This is a genomic window from Exiguobacterium aurantiacum (assembly GCF_024362205.1).
Taxonomy (GTDB): domain Bacteria; phylum Bacillota; class Bacilli; order Exiguobacteriales; family Exiguobacteriaceae; genus Exiguobacterium; species Exiguobacterium aurantiacum_B.
Window position 1 is genome coordinate 12,501 of sequence record NZ_CP101462.1, and the last position, 22,500, is coordinate 35,000.

16 protein-coding genes, 3 tRNA genes, 2 rRNA genes, 1 other RNA gene and 1 other annotated feature (2 of these 23 running past the window's edge) are annotated in these 22,500 nt (G+C 50.4%); of the genes, 17 read left to right on the top strand and 5 right to left on the bottom strand.

What is annotated here, in order from left to right; genetic code table 11:
* The 3 genes from NMQ00_RS00045 to guaB all read left to right on the top strand — a co-directional run.
* A 23S ribosomal RNA gene (locus NMQ00_RS00045) occupies positions 1–2,203 on the top strand (it extends 711 nt beyond the left edge of the window).
* Between the two features lie 57 nt (positions 2,204–2,260).
* A 5S ribosomal RNA gene (gene rrf, locus NMQ00_RS00050) occupies positions 2,261–2,376 on the top strand.
* 251 nt (positions 2,377–2,627) lie between these two features.
* Complete coding sequence (gene guaB, locus NMQ00_RS00055) at positions 2,628–4,091, top strand: IMP dehydrogenase (protein WP_034781919.1); 1,464 nt, start codon at positions 2,628–2,630, stop codon at positions 4,089–4,091.
* 44 nt (positions 4,092–4,135) lie between these two features.
* Here the strand turns inward: guaB and NMQ00_RS00060 are convergent, their stop codons facing one another.
* From NMQ00_RS00060 to pdxR, 3 genes are all read right to left on the bottom strand, one after another.
* Complete coding sequence (locus NMQ00_RS00060; RefSeq protein WP_255177455.1) at positions 4,136–7,564, bottom strand: alpha-amylase family glycosyl hydrolase; 3,429 nt, start codon at positions 7,562–7,564, stop codon at positions 4,136–4,138.
* Between the two features lie 139 nt (positions 7,565–7,703).
* On the bottom strand, positions 7,704–8,318 hold the full coding sequence (locus tag NMQ00_RS00065; protein WP_255177456.1) for a class A sortase: 615 nt from the start codon (positions 8,316–8,318) through the stop codon (positions 7,704–7,706).
* A complete protein-coding gene (gene pdxR / locus NMQ00_RS00070; protein ID WP_255177457.1) occupies positions 8,318–9,718 on the bottom strand; it encodes a MocR-like pyridoxine biosynthesis transcription factor PdxR in 1,401 nt (466 codons plus the stop codon). The genes NMQ00_RS00065 and pdxR overlap by 1 nt, the downstream gene beginning before the upstream one ends.
* 284 nt (positions 9,719–10,002) lie before the next feature.
* On the opposite strand from pdxR, the gene pdxS reads away from it, so the two are divergent.
* The 9 genes from pdxS (at position 10,003) to NMQ00_RS00115 (ending at position 17,748) form a co-directional block, all read left to right on the top strand.
* Positions 10,003–10,893, top strand: coding sequence for a pyridoxal 5'-phosphate synthase lyase subunit PdxS (gene pdxS, locus NMQ00_RS00075; RefSeq protein ID WP_021066746.1), 891 nt, complete (start codon positions 10,003–10,005; stop codon positions 10,891–10,893).
* Position 10,894: 1 nt separating this feature from the next.
* Entirely contained in the window at positions 10,895–11,473 is a 579-nt protein-coding gene (gene pdxT / locus NMQ00_RS00080) for a pyridoxal 5'-phosphate synthase glutaminase subunit PdxT (protein WP_255177458.1), read from the top strand.
* 272 nt (positions 11,474–11,745) lie between these two features.
* Entirely contained in the window at positions 11,746–13,113 is a 1,368-nt protein-coding gene (locus tag NMQ00_RS00085) for an IS1182 family transposase (RefSeq protein WP_255177220.1), read from the top strand.
* A gap of 170 nt (positions 13,114–13,283) precedes the next feature.
* Complete coding sequence (locus NMQ00_RS00090; protein WP_255177459.1) at positions 13,284–14,528, top strand: D-alanyl-D-alanine carboxypeptidase family protein; 1,245 nt, start codon at positions 13,284–13,286, stop codon at positions 14,526–14,528.
* Between the two features lie 18 nt (positions 14,529–14,546).
* Positions 14,547–14,754: a binding site (T-box leader), on the top strand.
* Between the two features lie 52 nt (positions 14,755–14,806).
* Complete coding sequence (gene serS, locus NMQ00_RS00095; RefSeq protein WP_255177460.1) at positions 14,807–16,090, top strand: serine--tRNA ligase; 1,284 nt, start codon at positions 14,807–14,809, stop codon at positions 16,088–16,090.
* 155 nt (positions 16,091–16,245) lie between these two features.
* A tRNA-Ser gene (locus tag NMQ00_RS00100) sits at positions 16,246–16,336 on the top strand.
* A 37-nt stretch (positions 16,337–16,373) separates the two neighbouring features.
* Positions 16,374–16,464 (top strand) — tRNA-Ser (locus NMQ00_RS00105).
* Between the two features lie 29 nt (positions 16,465–16,493).
* Positions 16,494–16,583, top strand: a tRNA-Ser gene (locus NMQ00_RS00110).
* A 166-nt stretch (positions 16,584–16,749) separates the two neighbouring features.
* A complete protein-coding gene (locus NMQ00_RS00115; protein ID WP_255177461.1) occupies positions 16,750–17,748 on the top strand; it encodes a hypothetical protein in 999 nt (332 codons plus the stop codon).
* A 42-nt stretch (positions 17,749–17,790) separates the two neighbouring features.
* On the opposite strand, the gene NMQ00_RS00120 is transcribed toward NMQ00_RS00115, so the two are convergent.
* Positions 17,791–18,462: a deoxynucleoside kinase gene (locus NMQ00_RS00120; protein ID WP_021065290.1), complete on the bottom strand. Its 672-nt coding sequence runs from the start codon at positions 18,460–18,462 to the stop codon at positions 17,791–17,793.
* Positions 18,459–19,094, bottom strand: coding sequence for a deoxynucleoside kinase (locus NMQ00_RS00125; RefSeq protein ID WP_029596452.1), 636 nt, complete (start codon positions 19,092–19,094; stop codon positions 18,459–18,461). Before NMQ00_RS00125 ends, NMQ00_RS00120 begins: the two co-directional genes overlap by 4 nt.
* A 121-nt stretch (positions 19,095–19,215) precedes the next feature.
* Here NMQ00_RS00125 and tadA point away from each other — a divergent pair, with 121 nt between their 5' ends.
* The 5 genes from tadA to recR all read left to right on the top strand — a co-directional run.
* Positions 19,216–19,716 (top strand): tRNA adenosine(34) deaminase TadA, encoded by a 501-nt coding sequence (tadA, locus tag NMQ00_RS00130; protein WP_255177462.1) that lies wholly within the window; start codon positions 19,216–19,218, stop codon positions 19,714–19,716.
* Between the two features lie 53 nt (positions 19,717–19,769).
* An RNA gene (gene ffs / locus NMQ00_RS00135) (signal recognition particle sRNA large type) lies at positions 19,770–20,038 on the top strand.
* 94 nt (positions 20,039–20,132) lie between these two features.
* Entirely contained in the window at positions 20,133–21,809 is a 1,677-nt protein-coding gene (gene dnaX / locus NMQ00_RS00140) for a DNA polymerase III subunit gamma/tau (RefSeq protein WP_255177463.1), read from the top strand.
* A 15-nt stretch (positions 21,810–21,824) separates the two neighbouring features.
* Positions 21,825–22,142, top strand: a complete 318-nt coding sequence (locus tag NMQ00_RS00145; protein ID WP_021065286.1) for a YbaB/EbfC family nucleoid-associated protein — start codon at positions 21,825–21,827, stop codon at positions 22,140–22,142.
* 22 nt (positions 22,143–22,164) lie between these two features.
* Positions 22,165–22,500: the 5' portion of a recombination mediator RecR gene (gene recR, locus NMQ00_RS00150; RefSeq protein WP_021065285.1), read on the top strand. It continues 264 nt past the right edge of the window; 336 of the gene's 600 nt are visible here — the first part of the coding sequence; it begins with the start codon at positions 22,165–22,167; its stop codon lies off the right edge, out of view.

A 22,500-nucleotide genomic window follows, 5' to 3' on the forward strand; every position in this document is an offset into this window, starting at 1 on the left:
GTAGACCCGAAACCAGGTGATCTACCCATGTCCAGGATGAAGGTCAGGTAACACTGACTGGAGGTCCGAACCCACGCACGTTGAAAAGTGCGGGGATGAGGTGTGGGTAGCGGTGAAATGCCAATCGAACCTGGAGATAGCTGGTTCTCCCCGAAATAGCTTTAGGGCTAGCCTCGAGGTGAAGAGTTCCGGAGGTAGAGCACTGATTGGACTAGGGGCCCCCACAGGGTTACCGAATTCAGTCAAACTCCGAATGCCGGCAACTTGTACTCGGGAGTCAGACTGCGAGTGATAAGATCCGTAGTCGAAAGGGAAACAGCCCAGACCATCAGCTAAGGTCCCCAAGTGTATGTTAAGTGGAAAAGGATGTGGCGTTGCACAGACAACTAGGATGTTGGCTTAGAAGCAGCCACCATTCAAAGAGTGCGTAATAGCTCACTAGTCGAGTGACGCCGCGCCGAAAATGTAACGGGGCTAAACATACCACCGAAGCTATGGATCCCGTAAGGGATGGTAGGGGAGCGTTCCAAGCAGCAGTGAAGCGGTATCGTGAGGAGCCGTGGAGCGCTTGGAAGTGAGAATGCCGGTGTGAGTAGCGAAAAGAGGGGTGAGAATCCCCTCCGTCGAAAGCCCAAGGTTTCCTGAGGAAGGCTCGTCCGCTCAGGGTTAGTCTGGACCTAAGCCGAGGCCGAAAGGCGTAGGCGATGGACAACAGGTTGATATTCCTGTACCGCCGTACCACCGTTTGAACGATGGGGGGACGCAGAAGGATAAGGTAACCGTGCGACTGGAAGTGCACGGACAAGCAGCGAGGCCGTCGGGTTGGCAAATCCGCCCGACACACAAGGCTGAGCTGTGACGTGGAGCCCGTAGGGCGAAGTACCGGATTTCACGCTGCCAAGAAAAGCCTCTAGTAAGGAGGTCGGCGCCAGTACCGTAAACCGACACAGGTAGGCGAGATGAGAATTCTAAGACGCGCGGGATAACTCTCGTTAAGGAACTCGGCAAAATGGTCCCGTAACTTCGGGAGAAGGGACGCTTATGGCAACATAAGCCGCAGTGAATAGGCCCAAACGACTGTTTAGCAAAAACACAGGTCTCTGCTAAATCGCAAGATGAAGTATAGGGGCTGACGCCTGCCCGGTGCTGGAAGGTTAAGGGGATGTGTCATCGCAAGAGAAGCACTGAACCGAAGCCCCAGTAAACGGCGGCCGTAACTATAACGGTCCTAAGGTAGCGAAATTCCTTGTCGGGTAAGTTCCGACCCGCACGAAAGGCGTAACGATTTGGGCACTGTCTCAACGAGAGACCCGGTGAAATCATAGTACCTGTGAAGATGCAGGTTACCCGCGACAGGACGGAAAGACCCCATGGAGCTTTACTACAGCCTGATATTGAGGCTTTGTACGCGATGTACAGGATAGGTGGGAGTTTGTGAAGCCGGAGCGCCAGCTTCGGTGGAGACACCCTTGGGATACCACCCTTTGCGTATAGAGTCTCTAACTCGCAGCCGTGATCCGGCTGGAGGACCGTGTCAGGTGGGTAGTTTGACTGGGGCGGTCGCCTCCTAAACAGTAACGGAGGCGCCCAAAGGTTCCCTCAGAATGGTTGGAAATCATTCGAAGAGTGCAAAGGCAGAAGGGAGCTTGACTGCGAGACCTACAAGTCGAGCAGGGACGAAAGTCGGGCTTAGTGATCCGGTGGTTCCGCATGGAAGGGCCATCGCTCAACGGATAAAAGCTACCCTGGGGATAACAGGCTGATCTCCCCCAAGAGTCCACATCGACGGGGAGGTTTGGCACCTCGATGTCGGCTCATCGCATCCTGGGGCTGGAGTAGGTCCCAAGGGTTGGGCTGTTCGCCCATTAAAGCGGTACGCGAGCTGGGTTCAGAACGTCGTGAGACAGTTCGGTCCCTATCCGTCGTGGGCGCAGGAAATTTGAGGAGAGCTGTCCTTAGTACGAGAGGACCGGGATGGACGCACCGCTGGTGTACCAGTTGTTCCGCCAGGAGCATCGCTGGGTAGCTACGTGCGGACGGGATAAGTGCTGAAAGCATCTAAGCATGAAGCCCCCTCCGAGATGAGATTTCCCTTTGAGCAATCAAGAAAGACCCCTCAGAGACGATGAGGTAGATAGGTCATGGGTGGAAGCACGGCGACGTGTGGAGCTGAATGATACTAATCGGTCGAGGCTTTGATCTAGTCTAACGGTTTGAGTGAATTGATGAGTCTTCAGTTTTGAGAGAACGATCTCTCTTGTCTGGTGGCGATAGCGAAGCGGCCACACCCGTTCCCATGCCGAACACGGAAGTTAAGCGCTTCAGCGCCGAAAGTAGTTGGGGGTCTCCCCCTGTGAGGATAGGACGTTGCCAGGCCAACGCGAAGGACGATCAAGCATCTGCTTGGTCGTTCTTTTTTTATGTAGATTTTATTGTGATTTTCATTCATATACAGCGCACACAACCTATTTCCGAACATTCAAAGATGGAAACGGCTAGATTGAACACAATTCTGAACTTTCTGAACATCGTGAATTGAATTGCACTTTTGGCCTATACCTGTTACCATTACAGAAATATTTCGAAACAAAGATTCGGGTCCGATAGGGAAAGGGGCAATCGATTTTATGTGGGAAAACAAGTTTGCAAAAGAAGGATTAACGTTTGATGACGTGTTACTCGTACCGCGTTTTTCAAATGTCTTGCCAAGAGACGTAAGTTTGAGCACTAAGCTTTGTGAAGGTCTTGAGTTGAACGTTCCAATCATCAGTGCAGGGATGGACACGGTCACAGAAGCACCAATGGCTATCGCTATGGCACGTCAAGGCGGTTTAGGAGTCATTCATAAAAACATGTCAATGGAGATGCAGGCGGAACACGTCGATCGCGTTAAACGATCAGAAAACGGAGTCATCACCAATCCGTTCTATTTGACGCCAGAACGTCAAGTGTACGATGCAGAGTACTTGATGAGCAAATACCGTATTTCAGGTGTCCCAATCGTCAATTCGGAAACGGAACGAAAATTGATTGGAATCTTGACGAACCGTGATCTTCGCTTCATTAAGGATTACTCGACGGTGATTGCAGATGTCATGACGACGGAAAATCTCGTTACGGCAAAAGTAGGGACGTCACTTGAAGAAGCTGAGCGCATCCTTCATCAACATCGGATTGAGAAATTGCCGCTCGTCGACGATTCGGGCGTGTTGAAAGGTCTCATTACGACAAAAGATATCGAGAAGGTCGAACAGTTCCCACATGCAGCGAAAGACAAACAAGGTCGCTTACTCGTTGCAGCCGCTGTCGGTGTTACGAAAGATGCGGCATCACGTGCACAAATTCTTGTCGATGCTGGTGTCGACGCTTTAGTGGTAGACACAGCTCACGGACATTCAGCCGGCGTCATTGAGAAAGTGAAAGAGTTACGTGACATGTTCCCGACACTCCCGATCATTGCTGGGAACGTCGCGACAGCCGAAGCGACCCGTGCTTTGATTGAAGCCGGTGCATCGGTCATCAAAGTCGGGATTGGCCCAGGGTCAATCTGTACGACACGTGTTGTAGCCGGTGTCGGAGTTCCGCAAATCACAGCGGTGTATGATTGTGTGACAGAAGCTAGAGAACACGGTGTCACAGTCATCGCCGATGGCGGAATCAAATATTCAGGTGATATCGTGAAAGCAATCGCGGCGGGTGGTCATGCGGTCATGCTCGGTAGTCTTCTCGCTGGTGTGAAAGAGAGCCCAGGTGAGATGGAAATCTATCAAGGACGTCAGTTCAAAACATACCGTGGGATGGGTTCTGAAGCTTCGATGAAACGCGGAAGCCAAGATCGCTATTTCCAAGAAGCGGACAAGAAATTCGTTCCGGAAGGTATTGAAGGTCGTGTCGCTTATCGCGGCGAATTAGCAGACACAGTGTACCAACTCATCGGGGGCCTTCGCTCAGGGATGGGTTACTGTGGGGCAGCTGACATCCGTGCATTACGCGAGGATACTCAGTTTATCCGCATGACTGGGGCTGGTTTGCAAGAAAGCCACCCACACGATGTCCACATCACTAAAGAAGCGCCAAACTATTCACGCTAAACAAAAAGCCCTTGTCTCTATGTAGAGACAAGGGCTTTTCGTTATTATTTTTTAGCTTTATTGACAAGGATGACGGTACCGCCATCGTCTTGAGCAGGCAAGCTGACCGTGACTTTCCCATCACGTTTGACCATATACTGACGACCACTGTAGCGGTCGACGAGTTTAGTGTTGTGCTTGAGTTTCGTTTGGAACGTAATCGTTCGTTTTGCTTCTGTCGTATTCAAGGCAACGAGGACCGAATCTTTGCCGTGCTTCCGTTCAAAGACCGAGTATCCAGTGGCAGAACCACCAGCAACGACGGCACGCGTTCCTTTGCTAAATACTTTTGAATAATCAGCACGAATATTGAGTAGTTTCTGGTAATGCGTATGCATCGCCTTGCCTTCTCCTTTGACTCGCTTCCAGTCGAAGTCATAACGGTTTTCATTGAACTCGCCTTTATCCATATCCATAGCGTGTTTTCCGGACTGTCCGACCTCTTCGCCATAGTAAATGACAGGTTGGCCTTTCGCTGTCATTTGAAGCGATGCGGCGACCATATGCTTGCCTTCATCGCCTCCAGCACGTGATACGAGGAAACCGTCCTCGTCATGGCTGCTGAGGAATTGTCCGAGTGTCGCTTCATTCGAGAGTTGTGTATTGCGATATTGAAGCGCGCTCTCCACGTCATCAATGTTTCCGTTGATGAAGCGCTCGGCTTGATACTTGAAATCAAAGTCGAGAAGTGAGTCCATCTGGCCACTCTGTAAGTAACCGCCCGTGTTGTTCACACTCGCCCCATAATGTTCGCCAATCATTTTGAAGTCCGGTTTGATGGCCGTCAATTCGTTTTTGAACGACTTCCACGTTGTCGAATCGACGTGCTTGACCGTGTCGACGCGGAAATAGTCGATGGTATTCCCTTTCTTCGTCTTCGAGCGTTTAATCCAGTCCGTCTGCCATTTGACGAGTTGTTGACGGACGGCAGCCTCTTCAGTCTTGAAGTCCGGCAGTCCGGAGAGAGACATCTTCAAGTCATCGCCATCGACCGGATTCGAACGAATCATGCCGTCGAAGACTTTGCGTTCTTTATCGGTTGGGAAGTTTGTGGCGCCCGTATCGACAGCCCCTGGTTCCATCCCATAGCCCGGATGATTCAAGACGACGTCGACCATAATCTTGATACCGCGTGCGTTCGCTTCATCGATGAGACGATGGAATGCCTTCATATCCCCAAGGTGCTCATCGAGTTTTTCGAAGTTTTTCGCCCAATAGCCGTGATAGCCGTATTGCGAGCCATCTTTGCCATAACGAAGATCCCAATCGATGTTGTCGACAATCGGTGTGATCCAAATCGTATTGATGCCCAATTTATCTAAGTAGTCGAATTTCTTCGTCACACCGGCAAAGTCACCACCGTGATACGACTCAAGATGGTCTTGATCATAGTATTCACCGTTAGGGTTGTTATTCGTTTTGTCGCCGTCATAGAAACGATCGGTCAGCATGAAGTAAATTCGCGCCTCGTCCCAATCGAATTCTTGTTTGTCTTTCATGGAGACCGGACGGACTGTCAAAGAAGTTTTCGTCTTATGAACGTTTCCATATTGGTCAATCGCCGTGATCGTCAAATACTTGCTACCTGGCTTCACAGTGTCTTTCACTGCAATTGTCTGTTTGTTCAGCGCTGGGTCGACAGCTAGCTTGGCCGGTCCACCAAGAGGGCGTGCATCGATGTACAATTCACGTAATTTGACACCTTTTGGCAATGTCGGCTTCACGTGAACGACTGCGTTTTCACGAGAACTGATTGCTTTTGGAGCAACGGAAGCGGACAATTTGACGTTAGGACGACGATATTCGACGCTTGATGAATCGAAGTATGGGTCCTTCACTTCAGTCGTGACACCGTCTTTCGTCACAAGGAACGTGTAATCATGTTTCCCTTCCGGCAATTTGACCGTATGGCGGAACCATTCGTTCTTCGCTTCGTAAGTCATCGGATAGGTCGTGCCATTGACGTTTAATGCGACGCTGTCAATCTCATCTAGTTGGCCGGCTTCATACAACGCTTTGTCACGGTAGAAGAACGTGACGGCGCCCTCTTCAAACACAGGCCCTTGAATCGTCGGCACTTGGTGGAACGTTCCTTGGCCGCTCTCGACGACGACTTTCGTCACCCGATCGCTACCGAGTTTCACGTAACGGTCTTCTCCGTAACCATCCTTCACGGCCCAATCCGTGCCTTTGCGGATGACAAAGCCTACGTTGGTCGCATCTTTTCCGACTGGGATACGGAAGACAGCACCTTCTTCAGTGATTTTGTATGGGTCCACCTGGCCATCTTTGGCACCCGTGCTCCACGTCCATAAATTCCAATCGGTGTAATCGTGATCAGCCCGAACGTACAACATCTCGATGTAGCGTTGCGTTTTCCATGGATCCGCGATTTCAGTGATGGTTTTAAATGACGTCGTCAATGCCGGTAAAGTCGTGTTCGACAAGTTGCCTTTCACGGCGCCCGCCGGGATTGTCGCGACGTATGTTTGATTCAAGCCGAGTGCTTCGGTTGGTGTGACAGTCACGGTCGATCCGCTCGCTTCAGCCGTGAACGGTACAGCCGTGTCGCCATTCATCAAGCTGATGTTCGAGGCGTCCAACGACACAGGCTCATTGAACGTCCATGTGATTGGTGACTTGATATCCACTTGTTCCGATTGATTGGCTGGCGTGACTGCTGTTACTTCGAGTTGACTGACCGTCTCGACACCGCTCAACGTGTAGGCCGGGCTATATACCGACTGTGTTGATGGAGTAGCTGAAACATTCCAACTATCGGCGAGTTTGTTCGACGAATTGGTTGGAATCGTATCGAACGCACCGTGCTCGGTAGCGTTGTTCCCGCTTAATACCGTGAGGACCCGAACGGTGTCTTCATTGCCTAAACCGAGTAGGGACAATGGGATTTTACCTTCGAACCCTTTCGTGCGATCGATGGCAAACGAAGCACCGTTCAAGTTGCTCAGGTTTGCGAGCGGAGTAGATTTCCCTGCTTCATACAATGCGGCTTCTTTTACCGACGTGTCGCCATCGACGCGAAGTAAAATATGATACTGCGGTTTTTTATCGGCTTGGCTAAAATTGAACGGATAGCCGAGTGGGTTTGTCGCCACACCTGAATCTTGTTCATTGATTTGAAGGGCGATATTTATGTATTGACCGTTGTCGCCCCAGTTCGGGACGTTGTTCGCATCCACATAAAAGTAAAGGTTACGTGCATCGTTCTGTAGATAGATGTTTCCTAAATCGAAGCCTTGCCAACCAGCTTTTGGCGACGTGGCGAGCGCTGACGTGTTCGTCCAATCGGTTTTCAAGCCATCAACTGAGATGGACGCAGGCTCAGCCAATGCGTTCATCGGAACGCCGGCTTGGATGAGCAGAACGGATGATAAAAGTAACGTGGTCGTCTGTCGTGCCGTTTTCTTCTTCATAAAGCACCTCTTTCATGGAATGTGTCGCCTAAAGGGCCACGAATTGCCAAAATTGTGCAAACGGTTTCAGGAATAGTTTAGCTGAACATGTAAGCGCTAACAATATGTTTTTTGAAAAATAATAAAAAACGCCTATCGGTTAGAGAGGCGTTTGGTTCACGAAGCGTCCTTTCACAATCAAACGTTCTGTCGCGTCGAACGTGCAGGTGACGAGCGTGATCGTCGGTTCTGTTGTCGGATCGAGCACGTCGACCCGTGTCGGGGGGACTGTCTCAAGCGAAGTGACCTCGTATTGGAACGTGTGTGTCGTATCGGTCACGTAGATGGACATACCGACGTCGATGATGTGAAGCGGACCGAACAAGACGGTCGGACTTTGCGTATAGTGGCCCGCGAGCGCGTAGTTTCCATGACCCATTTGTTGGGCCGGGTCCATCGTCCCGGCACCGACCGCCAAGTTCTCGTTATCTAGCCCGTATAAAATGGGTAGTTCGAGTTCAATATCTGGAATTGAAATGAGGCCAACGGTCGGTAAATCATGAAACCGATTGCGCACGGTGAAAAGTTGTTCCCACGACAACGGTTCGACGTTTGAAAACTCAAATTCGCCGGTGTCTGGCTGTTTCGGCTCAATCTCGGCGGTCACTTGTTGACTGTTCCAGGTTATGAGCTGGTCTTTCCACCACGATTCAGATAGCAACAGTGTGCCAATCAATAACAACAGTCCGCCGATGACATAACGTGACCGTTTCATCACTCTCTTCCTTTCTCAATGTTCCAACATGTCATGAGTGCACTGACGGCAGCAGGCAACGTTTTTTCGGATAGAGCGGCGAATCCAAATAAAAACTGAGGGAGTGGATCGCTTGATTCGATGCGATAGTCTGTCATTGCATTGATTCGAATACTCCCGGCTTCGGCCAGACGTTTTAATTCTTCGCTCGACTTTTTCGTTTGGACAGATAGTACAACGTGAAGACCTGCGCTCGCGCCTGTGATGGAGACGATCGGCTCATACGGTTTGAAGGCGGCGATAATAATTTCAAGTTTCCGGCGGTACGTCTTCCGCATCCGGTTCAAGTGTTTCTCAAAATCACCGGTCGCCATAAATTCAGCTAACGTGTGTTGTTCGAAACGGGGAACGCTGCACGTGAAGTGACGATAGCGTTCTCGATAGCGATTTAACAGCGGAGGCGGGAGCACCATATAACCGATGCGCAAGGAAGGCATCAATGATTTCGAGAATGTGCTCAAATAGATGACACGCTCGTTTTGATCCATACTTTGCAAAGAGGGGATCGGTTTGCCGCTATAACGGAATTCACTATCGTAATCATCTTCAATCACATACGTCTGCCGCTCCGATGCCCAGTTGAGCAGACGTTGGCGCCGGCTGACCGACAGAATCGTACCGGTCGGAAATTGATGGGCCGGTGTCACATAAAGGGCATCGATGGCTGCTTGTTCCACCACATCGACACGGACGCCACTCTCATCGACAGGAATTGGAATGAACGTCCGTCGTTGATGGGCGAAAAGTTGGCGGGTGAGCGGATACCCCGGATCCTCAATGCCGAACGTCGTGGTATCCGGCAACAGTTCTAACAATTGGGGCAACAGCTGCTCGGTTCCTGATCCGACAACGATTTGGTCGGGAGAACAATGTACGCCGCGCGAGTGATAGAGATAGGTCGCAATCTCTTGGCGAAGCACGAAATCACCTTGGACGGAGCCAAGTGACAGCAAATCGTGATGTTCTTCCGAGACGACTTGTTTCAAGTGCCGGCGCCAACGTTCGAACGGGAAGGCAGTCGTGTCGATTTGACTCGGATATAAGTCGAAGTCATATGTTTTTTTCACCGGGAGCGGTTCGATGACGCTGCTGCCGCGCCGGACGTACAGTTCTTCTTGCGGCAATACGTAGAAGCCTTTGCGTGGCAACGATTCGATGTATCCTTCCGCGAGCAGTTGGGCGTAGGCCAGTTCGACTGTTGTTTGCGAAACATCTAAAAATTCGCCTAACTTTCGTTTGGATGGAAGTTTCGTCCCGGTGGTGAGAGTGTCATCGACGATGGCTTGCCGAATGTGTAGATAGAGTTGTTCATATAACGGGACGCTCGAGTCAGCCTCGAGCGAGAACGTGAGCATATCCATGATGTGTCCTTTCTAGTCAGCCAAAGAAAAAATAGAGCACAAATCCGATGACGAGGAGGAGCGAAAATACTCCAGTTTTCCCGAAAAAGCTGCGCTCATGCGCTTCGTCATGACTGTTCCATTGATCCATTCCATCATCTCCTTTAATCTTTAAAACATTCGAGAGTCGAGAAATGAAGTCCTTTATTTGAACTGACCACTTCAAAAAATATAAAACTGGCACTTTCAATATAGTCAAATCAATTTATACTTGCAAGTAGACTAGCTTATTGGAGGGGATCCATTTGGAAAAGAGACAAGTAGGGACAGACAAAGTAAAGCGTGGTATGGCCGAGATGCAAAAAGGTGGCGTCATCATGGACGTCATCAACGCGGAGCAAGCAAAAATTGCTGAAGCGGCAGGTGCAGTTGCCGTCATGGCACTCGAGCGCGTACCTTCAGATATTCGCAAAATGGGCGGCGTTGCTCGTATGGCCGACCCGACAATCATCGAAGACGTTATGGGTGCGGTATCGGTACCGGTCATGGCGAAGTGCCGTATCGGTCACATCGCTGAAGCGCGTGTCCTTGAATCAATGGGAGTTGATTTCATTGACGAGAGTGAAGTATTGACACCTGCTGATGAAGAGTTCCATCTCTACAAACGTGACTACAAAGCACCATTCGTCTGTGGCGCGCGCGACCTTGGTGAAGCATCACGCCGCATCGGGGAAGGTGCAGCGATGATCCGGACGAAAGGTGAGCCGGGAACCGGCAACATCGTCGAAGCGGTTCGTCACATGCGTACGGTTCAAGCCCAAGTGAAACGATTGCTCTCGATGAGCATCGACGAAGTGATGACAGAAGCACGTGACCTTGGTGCCCCATTCGAAGTTCTCATGCAAATCCGTGAAGCGGGTCGCCTCCCGGTCGTCAACTTCGCAGCAGGCGGAATTGCGACACCAGCCGATGCGGCACTCATGATGCACCTCGGAGCGGACGGCGTCTTTGTCGGATCAGGAATCTTCAAAGCTGAAAATCCAGAGAAGTTCGCCCGTGCCATCGTTGAAGCTACGACGTACCATGATGACTATGAGCGCATCGCGCACTTGTCGAAAGGACTTGGCGAAGCGATGAAGGGACTCGACGTCCGCACGCTCAAACAAGAAGAACTCATGGCACCGCGAGGTTGGTAAGATGAGCACGATTGGTGTACTCGGAATGCAAGGGGCGATTCGCGAACACGTCCACATGCTCGAAGCACTTGGTGCGGATACGCTCGTCGTCCGCTCGGTCGATGACTTGACTCGAATCGACGGACTCGTTTTACCGGGTGGGGAGAGCACGGCGATGCGTCGTCTGCTCGATCGGTACGAGTTGCTCGAGCCGTTACGTGAGAACACGGAATTGCCGATGTTCGGAACGTGCGCCGGTTTGATTTTGCTCGCGACCGAAGTCGAAGGATATGACGCGCATCTTCGTAAAATCCCGATGACGGTCAAACGGAATGCGTTCGGGCGCCAAGTCGACAGCTTTGAAGTCGATTTGACTGTCAAAGGAATCGATGACGCTGTCGAAGCTGTGTTCATTCGAGCGCCACAAGTCGCATCGGTCGAAGCGAGCGTCGACGTGCTCGCCGAGGTCGAAGAAGCGATTGTCGCGGTTCGATATGACAAGTATATGGCCTGCTCGTTCCACCCGGAATTGACAGCCGACTTGTCGATGCATCGCTATTTCTTGGAGATGGTTGAAGCGACGAAGCGACAACTCGCCTGATTGAAAGACTCCCTATTTAAATAGGGAGTCTCAGACTGTAGACAAAACATTGTCTGCAGTCTTTTTTATTTGCCCGACCGGGCACAGCTCGCTTTTCTGGGGGCAAGCAGGGAGCCGCATCGCGACTTTGTCGCTGCTGGGTCTCCCTTTGCTTGCTAATCCCCTGGAAGTCTCGCCGTGCCCGCAGTCGGCCCACGCATCAATCCCTCTTTTCGTACCGTCGTCGCTTTTTTATAATGAGAGATATAGAAACAATTATGGAGGCGAATCGGATGATCAGGAAATCAACAGAATCGGAAACCAATCGGACACAACTGGAGATGGTCACGCTCGACGAGCTTGTGCCAGCGGACCATCTGGTCCGAAAAATCGAGGCGGTGATCGACTTTGAGTTCATCTATCCGCTCGTGGAGGACTTATATTCTGAGGACCGTGGCCGGCCAAGCGTCGACCCTGTCGTTCTGATCAAGATGGCCTTCCTTCAGTACCTGTTCGGTATCCGATCCATGCGACAGACAATTCGTGAGATCGAGACGAACGTCGCATACCGTTGGTTTCTCGGGTTCGGATTCACGGACAAGGTGCCACATTTCTCGACGTTCGGGAAGAACTATGTGCGTCGGTTCCAGTACACGAGCTTATTCGATGACATCTTCTATCATATCCTTGAACAGGCTGCGGACGCAGGGTTCATCGATCGCGCCGTCCTATTCGTAGACTCGACACACGTCAAAGCGAACGCAAACAAGCGGAAGCTCGTCAAGAAGACCGTCCGGCAAGAGGTGAAACACTATCAGGAACAACTCGATGCCGAGGTCGAGCGAGACCGCGAAGAAAGTGGAAAGAAGCCCTTAGGGCCAAAAAAGAATCAGGCGGAGGAGACGAAGGAAATCAAGGTCAGCACGACAGACCCTGAGAGTGGATATTACGTAAAAGGTGAGCGTGAGAAGCAGTTCGCTTACTCTGTCCATGCGGCGAGCGACGCCCATGGGTTCGTGCTCGGTGCTATCGTCACACCGGGTAACGTGCACGATAGTGTAGCGTTCCCCAATCTGCTCGACAAGGTCTCCGACCGCCTGATTCAACCGTTCGCCGTCGCCGCCGACTCCGCCTATAAAAATCCGGCCATTGCCAAGCTGTTGATTGACCGTGGGATCCTGCCGGTCTTCCCATACACCCGCCCGAAGGGTAAGAAGGGCGCCTTCAAGACCAAGGATTTCATCTACGACGAGCACCATGACGTCTACATCTGCCCAAACAACGAGTTATTAACGTACAGCACGACGATGCGCGAGGGGAAACGCAAGTACGTCTCGAATCCCGCGGTTTGTGTGAACTGCCCGCTGCTCGAGCAGTGCACGAAGAGCCAGAAGCACCAGCGGATCATCGAGCGACACCTCTGGCAACCCTATATGGACGAGGTCGAAGACCTCCGCCACACGGAATTGAACCGCAACATCTATGACCGTCGTAAACAGACGGTCGAGCGCGTGTTCGCGGACGCAAAAGAGAAGCATGGCATGCGTTGGACCCGTTATCGGGGACTTGAAAAAGTTTCAATGCAGGCGATGCTTACTTTTGCTGCCCTCAATCTCAAGAAGATGGCGGGCTGGGCATGGAAGAACGCCCAGCCCGCCTGAAAAGGGGCTCGGGCAGAGCGCCTCAAGGCCCGAAAACGACAAAGTCACGTTTCAGTTCGCCTGAAACGTGACTTTGTCTACAATCTGAGACTCCCTATTTAAATAGGGAGTCTTTTTCATGCGTTTTTTTGCTACACTGTAACGAGATACGTACAGAAAGGGGCAAGACCGTGAGACAAAGATGGATCGGATGGATGCTCGTTTGGGCAATCCTTTTAAATATGATTGTGCCGACGGATGCATCGGCGGCACCTAAAGTCGACGCGACCGGAGCGATGCTTGTGGACATGACGACGGGACAAATCCTGTTCTCACAAGAAGAGGACGCCATGCTCCCTCCGGCATCAATTACTAAGCTGATGACTGCTTTTCTTGTCCGGGAAGCCATCGAAGCGGGTGACCTCAGTTGGAACCAGGAAGTGACCCCGAGCAACAAGGCGTTGGCGCTGACCCGAAAGCCAGGATTGGCTCGAATTCCGCTCGTCAATAAACCGTACACGGTAAAAGAATTGTATGACGTAGCGTTGATTCGTTCCGCGAACGAGGCAGCGGTCACATTGGCCGAGGCCGTCTCTGGTTCGGAAGGCGTGTTCGTGAAGAAAATGAACGAGCGGGCGACCGAACTCGGTATGACCCAAACCACGTTCGCCAATGCGTCAGGGCTCGACTCGGTTTCAGCGGACCGTCCCGGGGAGAACTTGACATCGGCCAATGATTTGATGATGCTAGCTTTGGCGTATTTGACGAAGTTCCCGGAAGTGCTTGAGGTGACGAAACAAGCGTATGTTGATATCGACGGAGTCCGATTTGAAGCGACGAACCGGATGCTCGCTGGTCGTGATTTAGCCTATCCGGGTATGCTTGGCTTTAAAACGGGCACGACTGACGATGCCGGTTACTGCTTCATCGGCGTGTCGACGCGAGATGGACGTACCGTGCTATCGGTCGTTCTCGGAGCGAAGACCGATCAAGGGCGCTATACTGCTACAAAGGCGCTTCACGACTACGCCTATGGCGATTTTATCTTGACCCCGATTTTACGGACTGGTGAAATCGTCCCGGCGACGCTCCATGTCGCTGAAGGTACAGTCGAGTCAGCAAAAGTGCGCACGACGTCAGCCTTTGAAGTACTCGTCGAAAAAGGACAAGCCGTACCTGAACCGACATACGACCTTCCAGACACGAAAGCTCCAGTTGCGGCCGATCAACAGGTCGGGACCGTCACCATCGAGCCTTCAGGAAGCGTTCGATATCTAGACGGTGAACTTCCACCTAAAGGTACGCTCGTCGCGGCCGAACCAATCGAGATGGCATCCTTTTTAACACGCATGACACGCGCTTTCTCTGACTTTTTAGATGAGATTCGACTTGTGCTCGGAAAACTGAGTCTTGTCGATAGAGTTGAGATGTTGTAAAGTAAAACTAATTCAATGACAGATGCAATGATGAGGAAAAGTACGTTACGGTCATCTACTGACAGAGAGCTAGTGGTTGGTGCAAACTAGTGGGATGATGTAACCGAATCGGCCTCGGAGCATTGGCTTGGAAACAAGTCACGTTACGCACACGTTACGTGCATCGAGTGGCCCGATTTCGGGCAACGAGGGTGGCAACGCGGATCCAAGGTGGTTCGTCCCTTTCCTACGGGAAAGGGGCGTGCCACCTTTTTATGTGAAAAAAGGAGGAATAACGAATGTTAGACATTAAACGACTACGAACAGATTTTGAAGAGATTAAAACGAAGCTGGCTCATCGCGGCGAAGATTTGAGTGCGCTCGATCGTTTCCCAGAACTAGAAGAGAAGCGCCGCAACTTGATCAATGAGGTCGAGGTGAAGAAAGCGAAACGAAATGAAGCGACGAAGCAAATTGCAGAATTGAAACGCAACAAGCAAGATGCGGATGGACCGATTCTCGAGACACGCCGCCTTGGAGACGAAATCAAATTGCTCGATGAAGAGTTGCGCGAAGTCGAGGCCGAATTGAACTTGATTCTCCTCAGCATCCCGAACATCCCGCACGAATCAACACCGATCGGCGAAACGGAAGACGATAACGTCACGATCCGTGAAGTTGGAACAAAGCCGACGTTCGAATTCGAACTTAAACAGCATTGGGACGTCATGGAAGACTTGAAAATCGTCGATGTGGAACGGGCGGGTAAAGTGACCGGAAGCCGGTTTGTCTTTTATAAAGGGCTCGGCGCCCGTCTCGAACGTGCCCTCATCAACTTTATGATGGACATGCATGCCGACGAACATGGGTATTCTGAAGTGCTGCCTCCTTATATGGTCAATCGAGACGCGATGACGGGGACGGGACAACTTCCTAAATTCGAGGAAGATGCGTTCAAAGTGGCGGACACGAACTACTTCCTCGTGCCGACGGCAGAAGTCCCGGTGACGAACATGCACCGTGACGAGATTATCATGGAAGACCAGCTTCCAATCACGTACACGGCGTATAGCGCTTGCTTCCGTTCAGAAGCGGGATCAGCCGGTCGCGACACGCGCGGGCTCATTCGTCAGCACCAGTTCAACAAAGTCGAACTCGTCCGATTCGTGAAACCTGAAGAATCTTACGAACAGCTCGAACTGTTGACGAGCCACGCGGAAGAAGTGCTCAAACGTCTCGGTCTCCCTTATCAAGTACTCAGCATGTGTACAGCTGACCTCGGCTTCACAGCTGCGAAGAAATATGACATCGAAGTGTGGATGCCGGCGCAAGGGATGTATCGTGAGATCTCATCTTGTTCGAACTTTGAAGATTTCCAAGCACGCCGGGCCGGAATCCGTTTCCGTCGCGAAGCGAACGCGAAACCGGAATTCGTTCACACACTTAACGGATCTGGCCTCGCTGTCGGCCGGACCGTCGCTGCGATCTTAGAAAACTTCCAACAGGCAGACGGTTCAGTCGTCATCCCAGAAGTACTACGTCCATATATGGGCGGCGTCGAGAAAATTGAAATGCCTCAGTAATGAACAAACCAACCCGTCTGAAACGTATATTTCAGACGGGAATTTTTTTGGATTTTTTAATGTTTTTTCACAAAAGGGTTTGACATCTGTCTGCCAAGTTGATACTATAAATCATGTCGAGCGAGATGATTGCTCGCCAATTGTATATGAGCTTTGGAGGTGTACCCAAGTGGTTTAAGGGAACGGTCTTGAAAACCGTCAGGGGTGTAATAGCCTGCGTGGGTTCGAATCCCACCACCTCCTCCATTTTTATTTTGGAGGCTCAACAATTTCATACTTTTTTGGAGGTGTACCCAAGTGGTTTAAGGGAACGGTCTTGAAAACCGTCAGGGGTGTAATAGCCTGCGTGGGTTCGAATCCCACCACCTCCTCCACTTTCTTTTTTTTACACTTTTTTAAGCCTGGAGTTGTACCCAAGCCCGGCTGAAGGGGACGGACTCGAAATCCGTTAGGAGTCGCAAGGCTCGCGTGGGTTCGAATCCCACCAACTCCGCTTGTTTTGGCATCTGCATAGGCAGATGCGTTTTTTTATGGTCGTAGACTCCGGTCTACGGCTTTTTTTGTTTGTGTCAATCTAGCGAAAATCAGCTAATTCGTTGACCAATCGGGAATCTTAATCATATAGACTGTGATGGCGCAAAGGGAAGGAGAGGAGCGTCATGGATTGGATTGAAGTGTATATCGATGAGGTCGTGCGGCACGTTCCACCGAAGCGGCGCGAGGAGGTGGCTTCGTCGGTTCGGCAATCGATTGAGGTGGCGTTGCCCGAACAACCGTCTGAGGCAGACGTGAAACGGGTATTAGCAGAGCTGGGGCATCCAGCCGTCGTGGCCGCGCGTTATAAGGAAGGGCAGTATGTCATCGGCCCACGTTTTTTTCCAGTGTATGTGACTGTTGTGAAGCTTGTCGTTCCAATCGTCTTAGCTGTCGTTTTCTTCGGGCTTGTATTCGCTAGCATGCCGACGTTTTCAGGACCGCTTATGCCGACAATCGGCACCTTTTTGACAAACATGTTCGATGCGCTATGGGATGTCGGGATTCAGCTCGTGTTTTGGATCACGCTTGTATTCTTTTTGATTGAGCGCTATGTACCTGATGATGTACCGGCGCCAGACATGAAATGGGATGTGTCTAAGCTGAAAGATCGGGTAAAGGGTGGTCGAATCAGCAAATTTGATGCGGGGTTCGGGTTATTTTGGACAGTGGTTTGGTTCGGGGTGTATCTCAACGCCGAACGCCTGCTAGGGATTTATGAATCGACGAGCGCAGGTTTCACGATGATCACCCCAATCTTCAATCAGTCGTTCCTAATCGAGGTGATTTGGTTGTTCGTGACCGTTATTCTGCTTCAAGTCGTACTCGGGGTATGGAAGTGGATCAAAGGACATTGGACGTATGCACTCGCTTCGTTTAATTTGGTCTATAATATTGTCTCGGCCACGTTCATCATTTGGATGGCGAGTTCTCCACAGTTGTTCGATCCACGCTTTTTGAATTGGCTAGAGACGAATGTCCCGAACGAGGTCAATTCGTTTGGATGGGTGTTCGGCTTGGTCGTCGCCATTACGATTTTGGCAGCCGTGTTCGATTCCATCGATGGATTCCGAAAGGCTCGGAAGACACCGACGTATCGGAAACCTCATATCGCCCACACATAAAAAGAAGGTGTACCGCTCAAGCGAGCAGTGCACCTTCTTTACTTATCTGACTTTCGCTTCGCGAGCAATCGTCAATTGTTTCTCGATTTTCTCAAGGATGAGTTCGACCGAGTTTGGGTCGTTAATCAAGTCATACTCTTCGATTGAGAGACGAAGTACCGGGCAAAGATTGAAGTTGTTGATCCACTCCGTGTAGCGCGCGTACATTTCTTCCCAATACGTGATTGGTGTTTGTTGCTCCATCTCACGTCCGCGCATTTGGATGCGGTCGAGCACTTGCTCGAACGAACCTTCGAGATAGATGAGCAAGTCAGGGTGCGGGAAGAACGGTGTCAGCACCATCGCTTCAAACAAACTCGAGTACGTCTCGTAGTCGGTTGGAGACATCGTCCCTTTTTCGTAGTGCATTTTGGCGAAGATGCCTGTATCTTCATAAATCGAGCGGTCTTGGATGAAGCCGCCGCCGTATTGGAAAATTTTCTTCTGCTCTTTGAAGCGTTCAGCCAAGAAATAGATTTGAAGGTGGAAGCTCCAACGCTCGAAGTCATGATAGAATTTATCGAGATAAGGGTTCGTATCTACTTTCTCGAGTGAAGTGCGGAAGTTGAGGGCGTCGGCAAGTGAATTCGTGATTGTCGATTTACCGATTCCGACCATTCCACCGATCGTGATGATCGTGTCATTCGGAATGTTATATTTTTCATTCAGCGTCATTTGATTTGTGCTCCTTTAGTCAATTCTAATTCACGTTCGATCGTTGCGAGGACGTGCGTCAAATCATCCGGGTTTTGGACGAAGTCGAGCTCGTCGCCGCTAAACGAAAGAATCGTCACTTCGGGGTGTGTCGCGCGGTATGATTCGATGAACGTTTCATAATCCCGGGCGAGCTGTTCGAGGTAGTCACGAGACATATTCTCTTCTACTTCACGTCCACGCAAAGCGACGCGTTTCATCAACGTCTCGATGCTGGCGTGTAAGTAGATGACGACATCAGGCTTTGGCATATCGTGTGTCAAAATCTTATAAATTTGCTCGTATTTGTTCAAATGAGCGGGTCTCAGGGAACGGTGGGCAAAAATCAAGTTCTTGAAAATATGATAGTCCGAAACGACGGATTGCTGTTGACTCAAGTGGTGTTTGTGGATATCGTCTAGTTGCTTGAAGCGATTGCAAAGGAAGAACATCTCCGTTTGGAAGCTCCATTCGTCGATATCTTCATAAAACTTGCCGAGAAACGGATTCTCTTCTACAATTTCATTCAGCATCTGCATTGAAAAGTGCTGACTGATGATATGGGCCAGTGACGTTTTCCCGACACCAATCGGTCCCTCTACCGTTATAAACATATGATGTCATCCTCCATTATCCAAAGTGCAAGTTCCATTCTAGCATACAATGAAGTGGATAGGGCGAGCGAAATGATTTTCATTTTTTTTCATAATAAGTGATCAGAAACGGAGTGTGTATATGGAACGAGATGAACGATTTATGAGGCTCGCCATTGAAGAGGCAAGGAAGGCGGAAGCAATCGGCGAAGTCCCGATCGGATGCGTAATCGTAAAAGATGATAAGGTCATTGCCGTCGGCCATAATCGCCGAGAAACCGACTTGTTGGCAGCGGCACATGCCGAAATGATTGCGATTGAACAGGCGAACCGGACGCTCGGCAACTGGCGTTTAGAGGACTGCGAACTGTTCGTCACGTTAGAGCCTTGTCCGATGTGTGCAGGGGCCATCGTGCTGTCTCGTGTGAAGCGTGTCATCTTTGGCGCCCACGATCCGAAAGGCGGATGTTGCGGGACGCTCATGAACCTTGTTCAAGACGAACGCTTCAACCACCAAGCCGAAGTAACTGAAAATGTTTTAGCAGAAGAGTGTGGCGAGTTGCTGACGGTGTTCTTCCGAAACCTTAGAGAACGGAAGAAGCAGGCGCGGCTTGAACAGAGAGGTTGCAACCCATCTGATTAAACAGTATAATGTAATAGCACTCAACGAAGTGCCTAACTTCATTTACCCATTTGCCGTGCTAGGCGGGGAGGTAGCGGTGCCCTGTAACTCGCAATCCGCTATAGCGAGACTGAATTCCGATTCGAGGGAGTGCATTGGTGTGGCCTGTCCTCGTGTAAGTGGCGTTGACGTCTGAGTCCTGCGCAACGGTCACCCATGAACCAGGTCAGGTCCGGAAGGAAGCAGCCTTAAGTGGTGACGTACCGTGTGCCGCAGGGGTGCTTGGGCCGAGCAAACTGCATGAGTAACGCACATTGACGTGCTTTCAGAAATCGGTGCGCGGCAGATTTATTTAATAACTTCAATCTACGGCCCCAGGGTTGTAGATTTTTTTGTATGATGAAATAGAGAATGTAAGGAAGAAAGGAGGCGGGGACATGGCGTATCAAGCGTTGTATCGGGTCTATCGTCCACAGTCGTTCCAAGAGGTTGTCGGTCAAGTTCATATTACACGCACGATTCAAAATGCGTTACTTGAGGAACGGATGTCACATGCCTATTTGTTCTCGGGTCCACGAGGGACCGGAAAGACAAGTTTGGCCAAAATCATCGCCAAAGCCATCAACTGCGAGACGGCGCCTACGCGTGAACCGTGTAATACGTGCCCGACTTGTATCGCAATCACGGAAGGGACGAGCCCGGACGTATTCGAGATTGATGCTGCTTCAAATAACGGGGTCGACGAGATTCGAGAAATTCGGGATAAGGTCAAGTATCCGCCTTCTCAAGCTCGCTTCAAAGTGTACATCATTGATGAAGTGCACATGCTTTCGACAGGGGCGTTCAACGCCTTATTGAAAACGTTGGAAGAACCGCCAGCGCATGCCATCTTTATTTTGGCGACGACAGAGCCTCATAAAATTCCGGCGACCATCATCTCGCGTTGTCAGCGCTTTGATGTGAAACGGCATGAAGTCGGACAATTGCAAACACGTATGGCATATATCTTGAACGATCAAGATTATGACTATGATCCAGAGGCGCTCAAGCTGATTGCCCGTGCTGCCGACGGTGGGATGCGCGATGCACTCAGCCTACTCGATCAAGCGCTCGCTTTTAGCGATGGTCGTTTGACGGAAGATGCTGTGCTAGAAGTGACAGGCGCGGTGACGGATGATGCCCTGCTCGATATGGCTTACGGCTTGCAACAAAAGCAACTCGATCAAATTTTAAGTACGTTAGAGACGATGCTTCGGGAAGGTAAGGATTTGAAGCGATTCATTGAAGATCTCGTATTCGTTCATCGTGATGCCTTACTATTAAAGGCTTCACCGCAAGCGGTTGATTTACTAGAACGTGCCCGTCCGACAGAGACATTCCGACAATTTGTTGAAGCGACGTCGACGGATGAACTGTTCCAAGTAATCGAAGAGTTGAATGATTGCCAGCAACAGATGCGGCTATCGAATCATCCGAAGGTTTTGGTAGAGTTAACGTTTATCCGTATCGCTGAACAAGGGCGGACGATGACAGAGCAGATGAAACAACTTCAAGAGCAAGTCCGTGAGCTGAGTCGCGAATTGAGCGAGGTTAAAAAGACAGGAGTTCCTGCCGCAGAAGCGACAGCTGAGAAACCTAAAGTTGCCAAACGGACCCAGATTCGGGTCCCGAAAGAACGAATTCGTCAGTTGTTGCAACGAGCGGAACGACAGCATCTAAATGCGATCCGTGATAGCTGGGAAGATATCATGGGAAATATTCGTACGCAGGATGGTCCAATTTTTGCACTGTTCTATGAGAGTGAAGCTGTGCTTTGTGCTAGTGACACCTTACTGGTACAATTTAAAGATGGGATGACGTGGCATTACGAGCAGGTTAGCTCGAACGGTCGCACGCGAGATGTGATTGAACAAGCCTTGTTTGAGGTGACGGGAATTCGTCGAGAAATCATGGCTGTACTGGAGACCGATTGGGTTGAGTTGAAGAATGAGTTCATCCTTCGTAAACAAGCTGAACGTTCGGATCATAATGAAGAGGAAGTGGTTGAAGAAGATCCACTTGTCTCAAAGGCCGTCGAGCGTTTCGGTGACGTCGTTGAAATTGAAGAAGTATAAAAGGAGGCGCTCTACATGCGTGGAATGGGAAACATGAATAACATGATGAAGCAAATGCAGAAAATGCAAAAAGATATGGCGAAAGCTCAAGAAGAACTGAAAGACTTAACTGTTGAAGGTACGGCAGGAGGCGGCATGGTAAAAGTCGTCGTCAGTGGACATAAAGAAGTACTAGATGTCATCATCGCTGAAGATGCTGTTGATCCAGATGACGTCGAAATGTTGCAGGATCTTGTGTTAGCAGCGGTTAACGATGGGATGAAGCAAGCTGATCAACTCGTTAATGACAAAATGGGACGTTTCACGCAAGGGATGAACCTTCCAGGCTTTTAAGTGAAGAAAGGAAAGATGTGAGTTGCAATACCCTGAAGCGATCGGACGTTTGATTGAAAGCTTTACCAAATTGCCGGGCATTGGTCCGAAAACTGCCATACGTCTAGCGTTCCACGTGTTAGATATGGAAGAAGACGATGTGTTGACGTTCGCTAAAGCGCTTGTTAGTGCTAAGCGTGATATTAAATATTGTACGGTATGCGGACACATTACAGATGTTGATCCATGCGCAATTTGTACGGATTCTCATCGTGATGAGACGGTAGTCTGTGTTGTTCAAGATTCTAGAGATGTGATTGCGATGGAGAAGATGCGGGAGTATCGTGGGAAGTACCATGTCTTGCATGGGGCGATTAGT

Excerpts from the sequence above, each read along its gene's own strand:
- NMQ00_RS00145 (WP_021065286.1), top strand. The coding sequence starts at position 21,825 with ATGCGTGGAATGGGAAACATGAATAACATGATGAAGCAAATGCAGAAA.
- NMQ00_RS00125 (WP_029596452.1), bottom strand. The coding sequence starts at position 19,094 with ATGTTTATAACGGTAGAGGGACCGATTGGTGTCGGGAAAACGTCACTG.
- guaB (WP_034781919.1), top strand. The coding sequence starts at position 2,628 with ATGTGGGAAAACAAGTTTGCAAAAGAAGGATTAACGTTTGATGACGTG.
- NMQ00_RS00115 (WP_255177461.1), top strand. The coding sequence starts at position 16,750 with ATGGATTGGATTGAAGTGTATATCGATGAGGTCGTGCGGCACGTTCCA.
- NMQ00_RS00060 (WP_255177455.1), bottom strand. The coding sequence starts at position 7,564 with ATGAAGAAGAAAACGGCACGACAGACGACCACGTTACTTTTATCATCC.
- pdxR (WP_255177457.1), bottom strand. The coding sequence starts at position 9,718 with ATGGATATGCTCACGTTCTCGCTCGAGGCTGACTCGAGCGTCCCGTTA.
- serS (WP_255177460.1), top strand. The coding sequence starts at position 14,807 with ATGTTAGACATTAAACGACTACGAACAGATTTTGAAGAGATTAAAACG.
- NMQ00_RS00085 (WP_255177220.1), top strand. The coding sequence starts at position 11,746 with ATGATCAGGAAATCAACAGAATCGGAAACCAATCGGACACAACTGGAG.
- tadA (WP_255177462.1), top strand. The coding sequence starts at position 19,216 with ATGGAACGAGATGAACGATTTATGAGGCTCGCCATTGAAGAGGCAAGG.
- NMQ00_RS00065 (WP_255177456.1), bottom strand. The coding sequence starts at position 8,318 with ATGAAACGGTCACGTTATGTCATCGGCGGACTGTTGTTATTGATTGGC.
- pdxT (WP_255177458.1), top strand. The coding sequence starts at position 10,895 with ATGAGCACGATTGGTGTACTCGGAATGCAAGGGGCGATTCGCGAACAC.
- dnaX (WP_255177463.1), top strand. The coding sequence starts at position 20,133 with ATGGCGTATCAAGCGTTGTATCGGGTCTATCGTCCACAGTCGTTCCAA.
- NMQ00_RS00120 (WP_021065290.1), bottom strand. The coding sequence starts at position 18,462 with ATGACGCTGAATGAAAAATATAACATTCCGAATGACACGATCATCACG.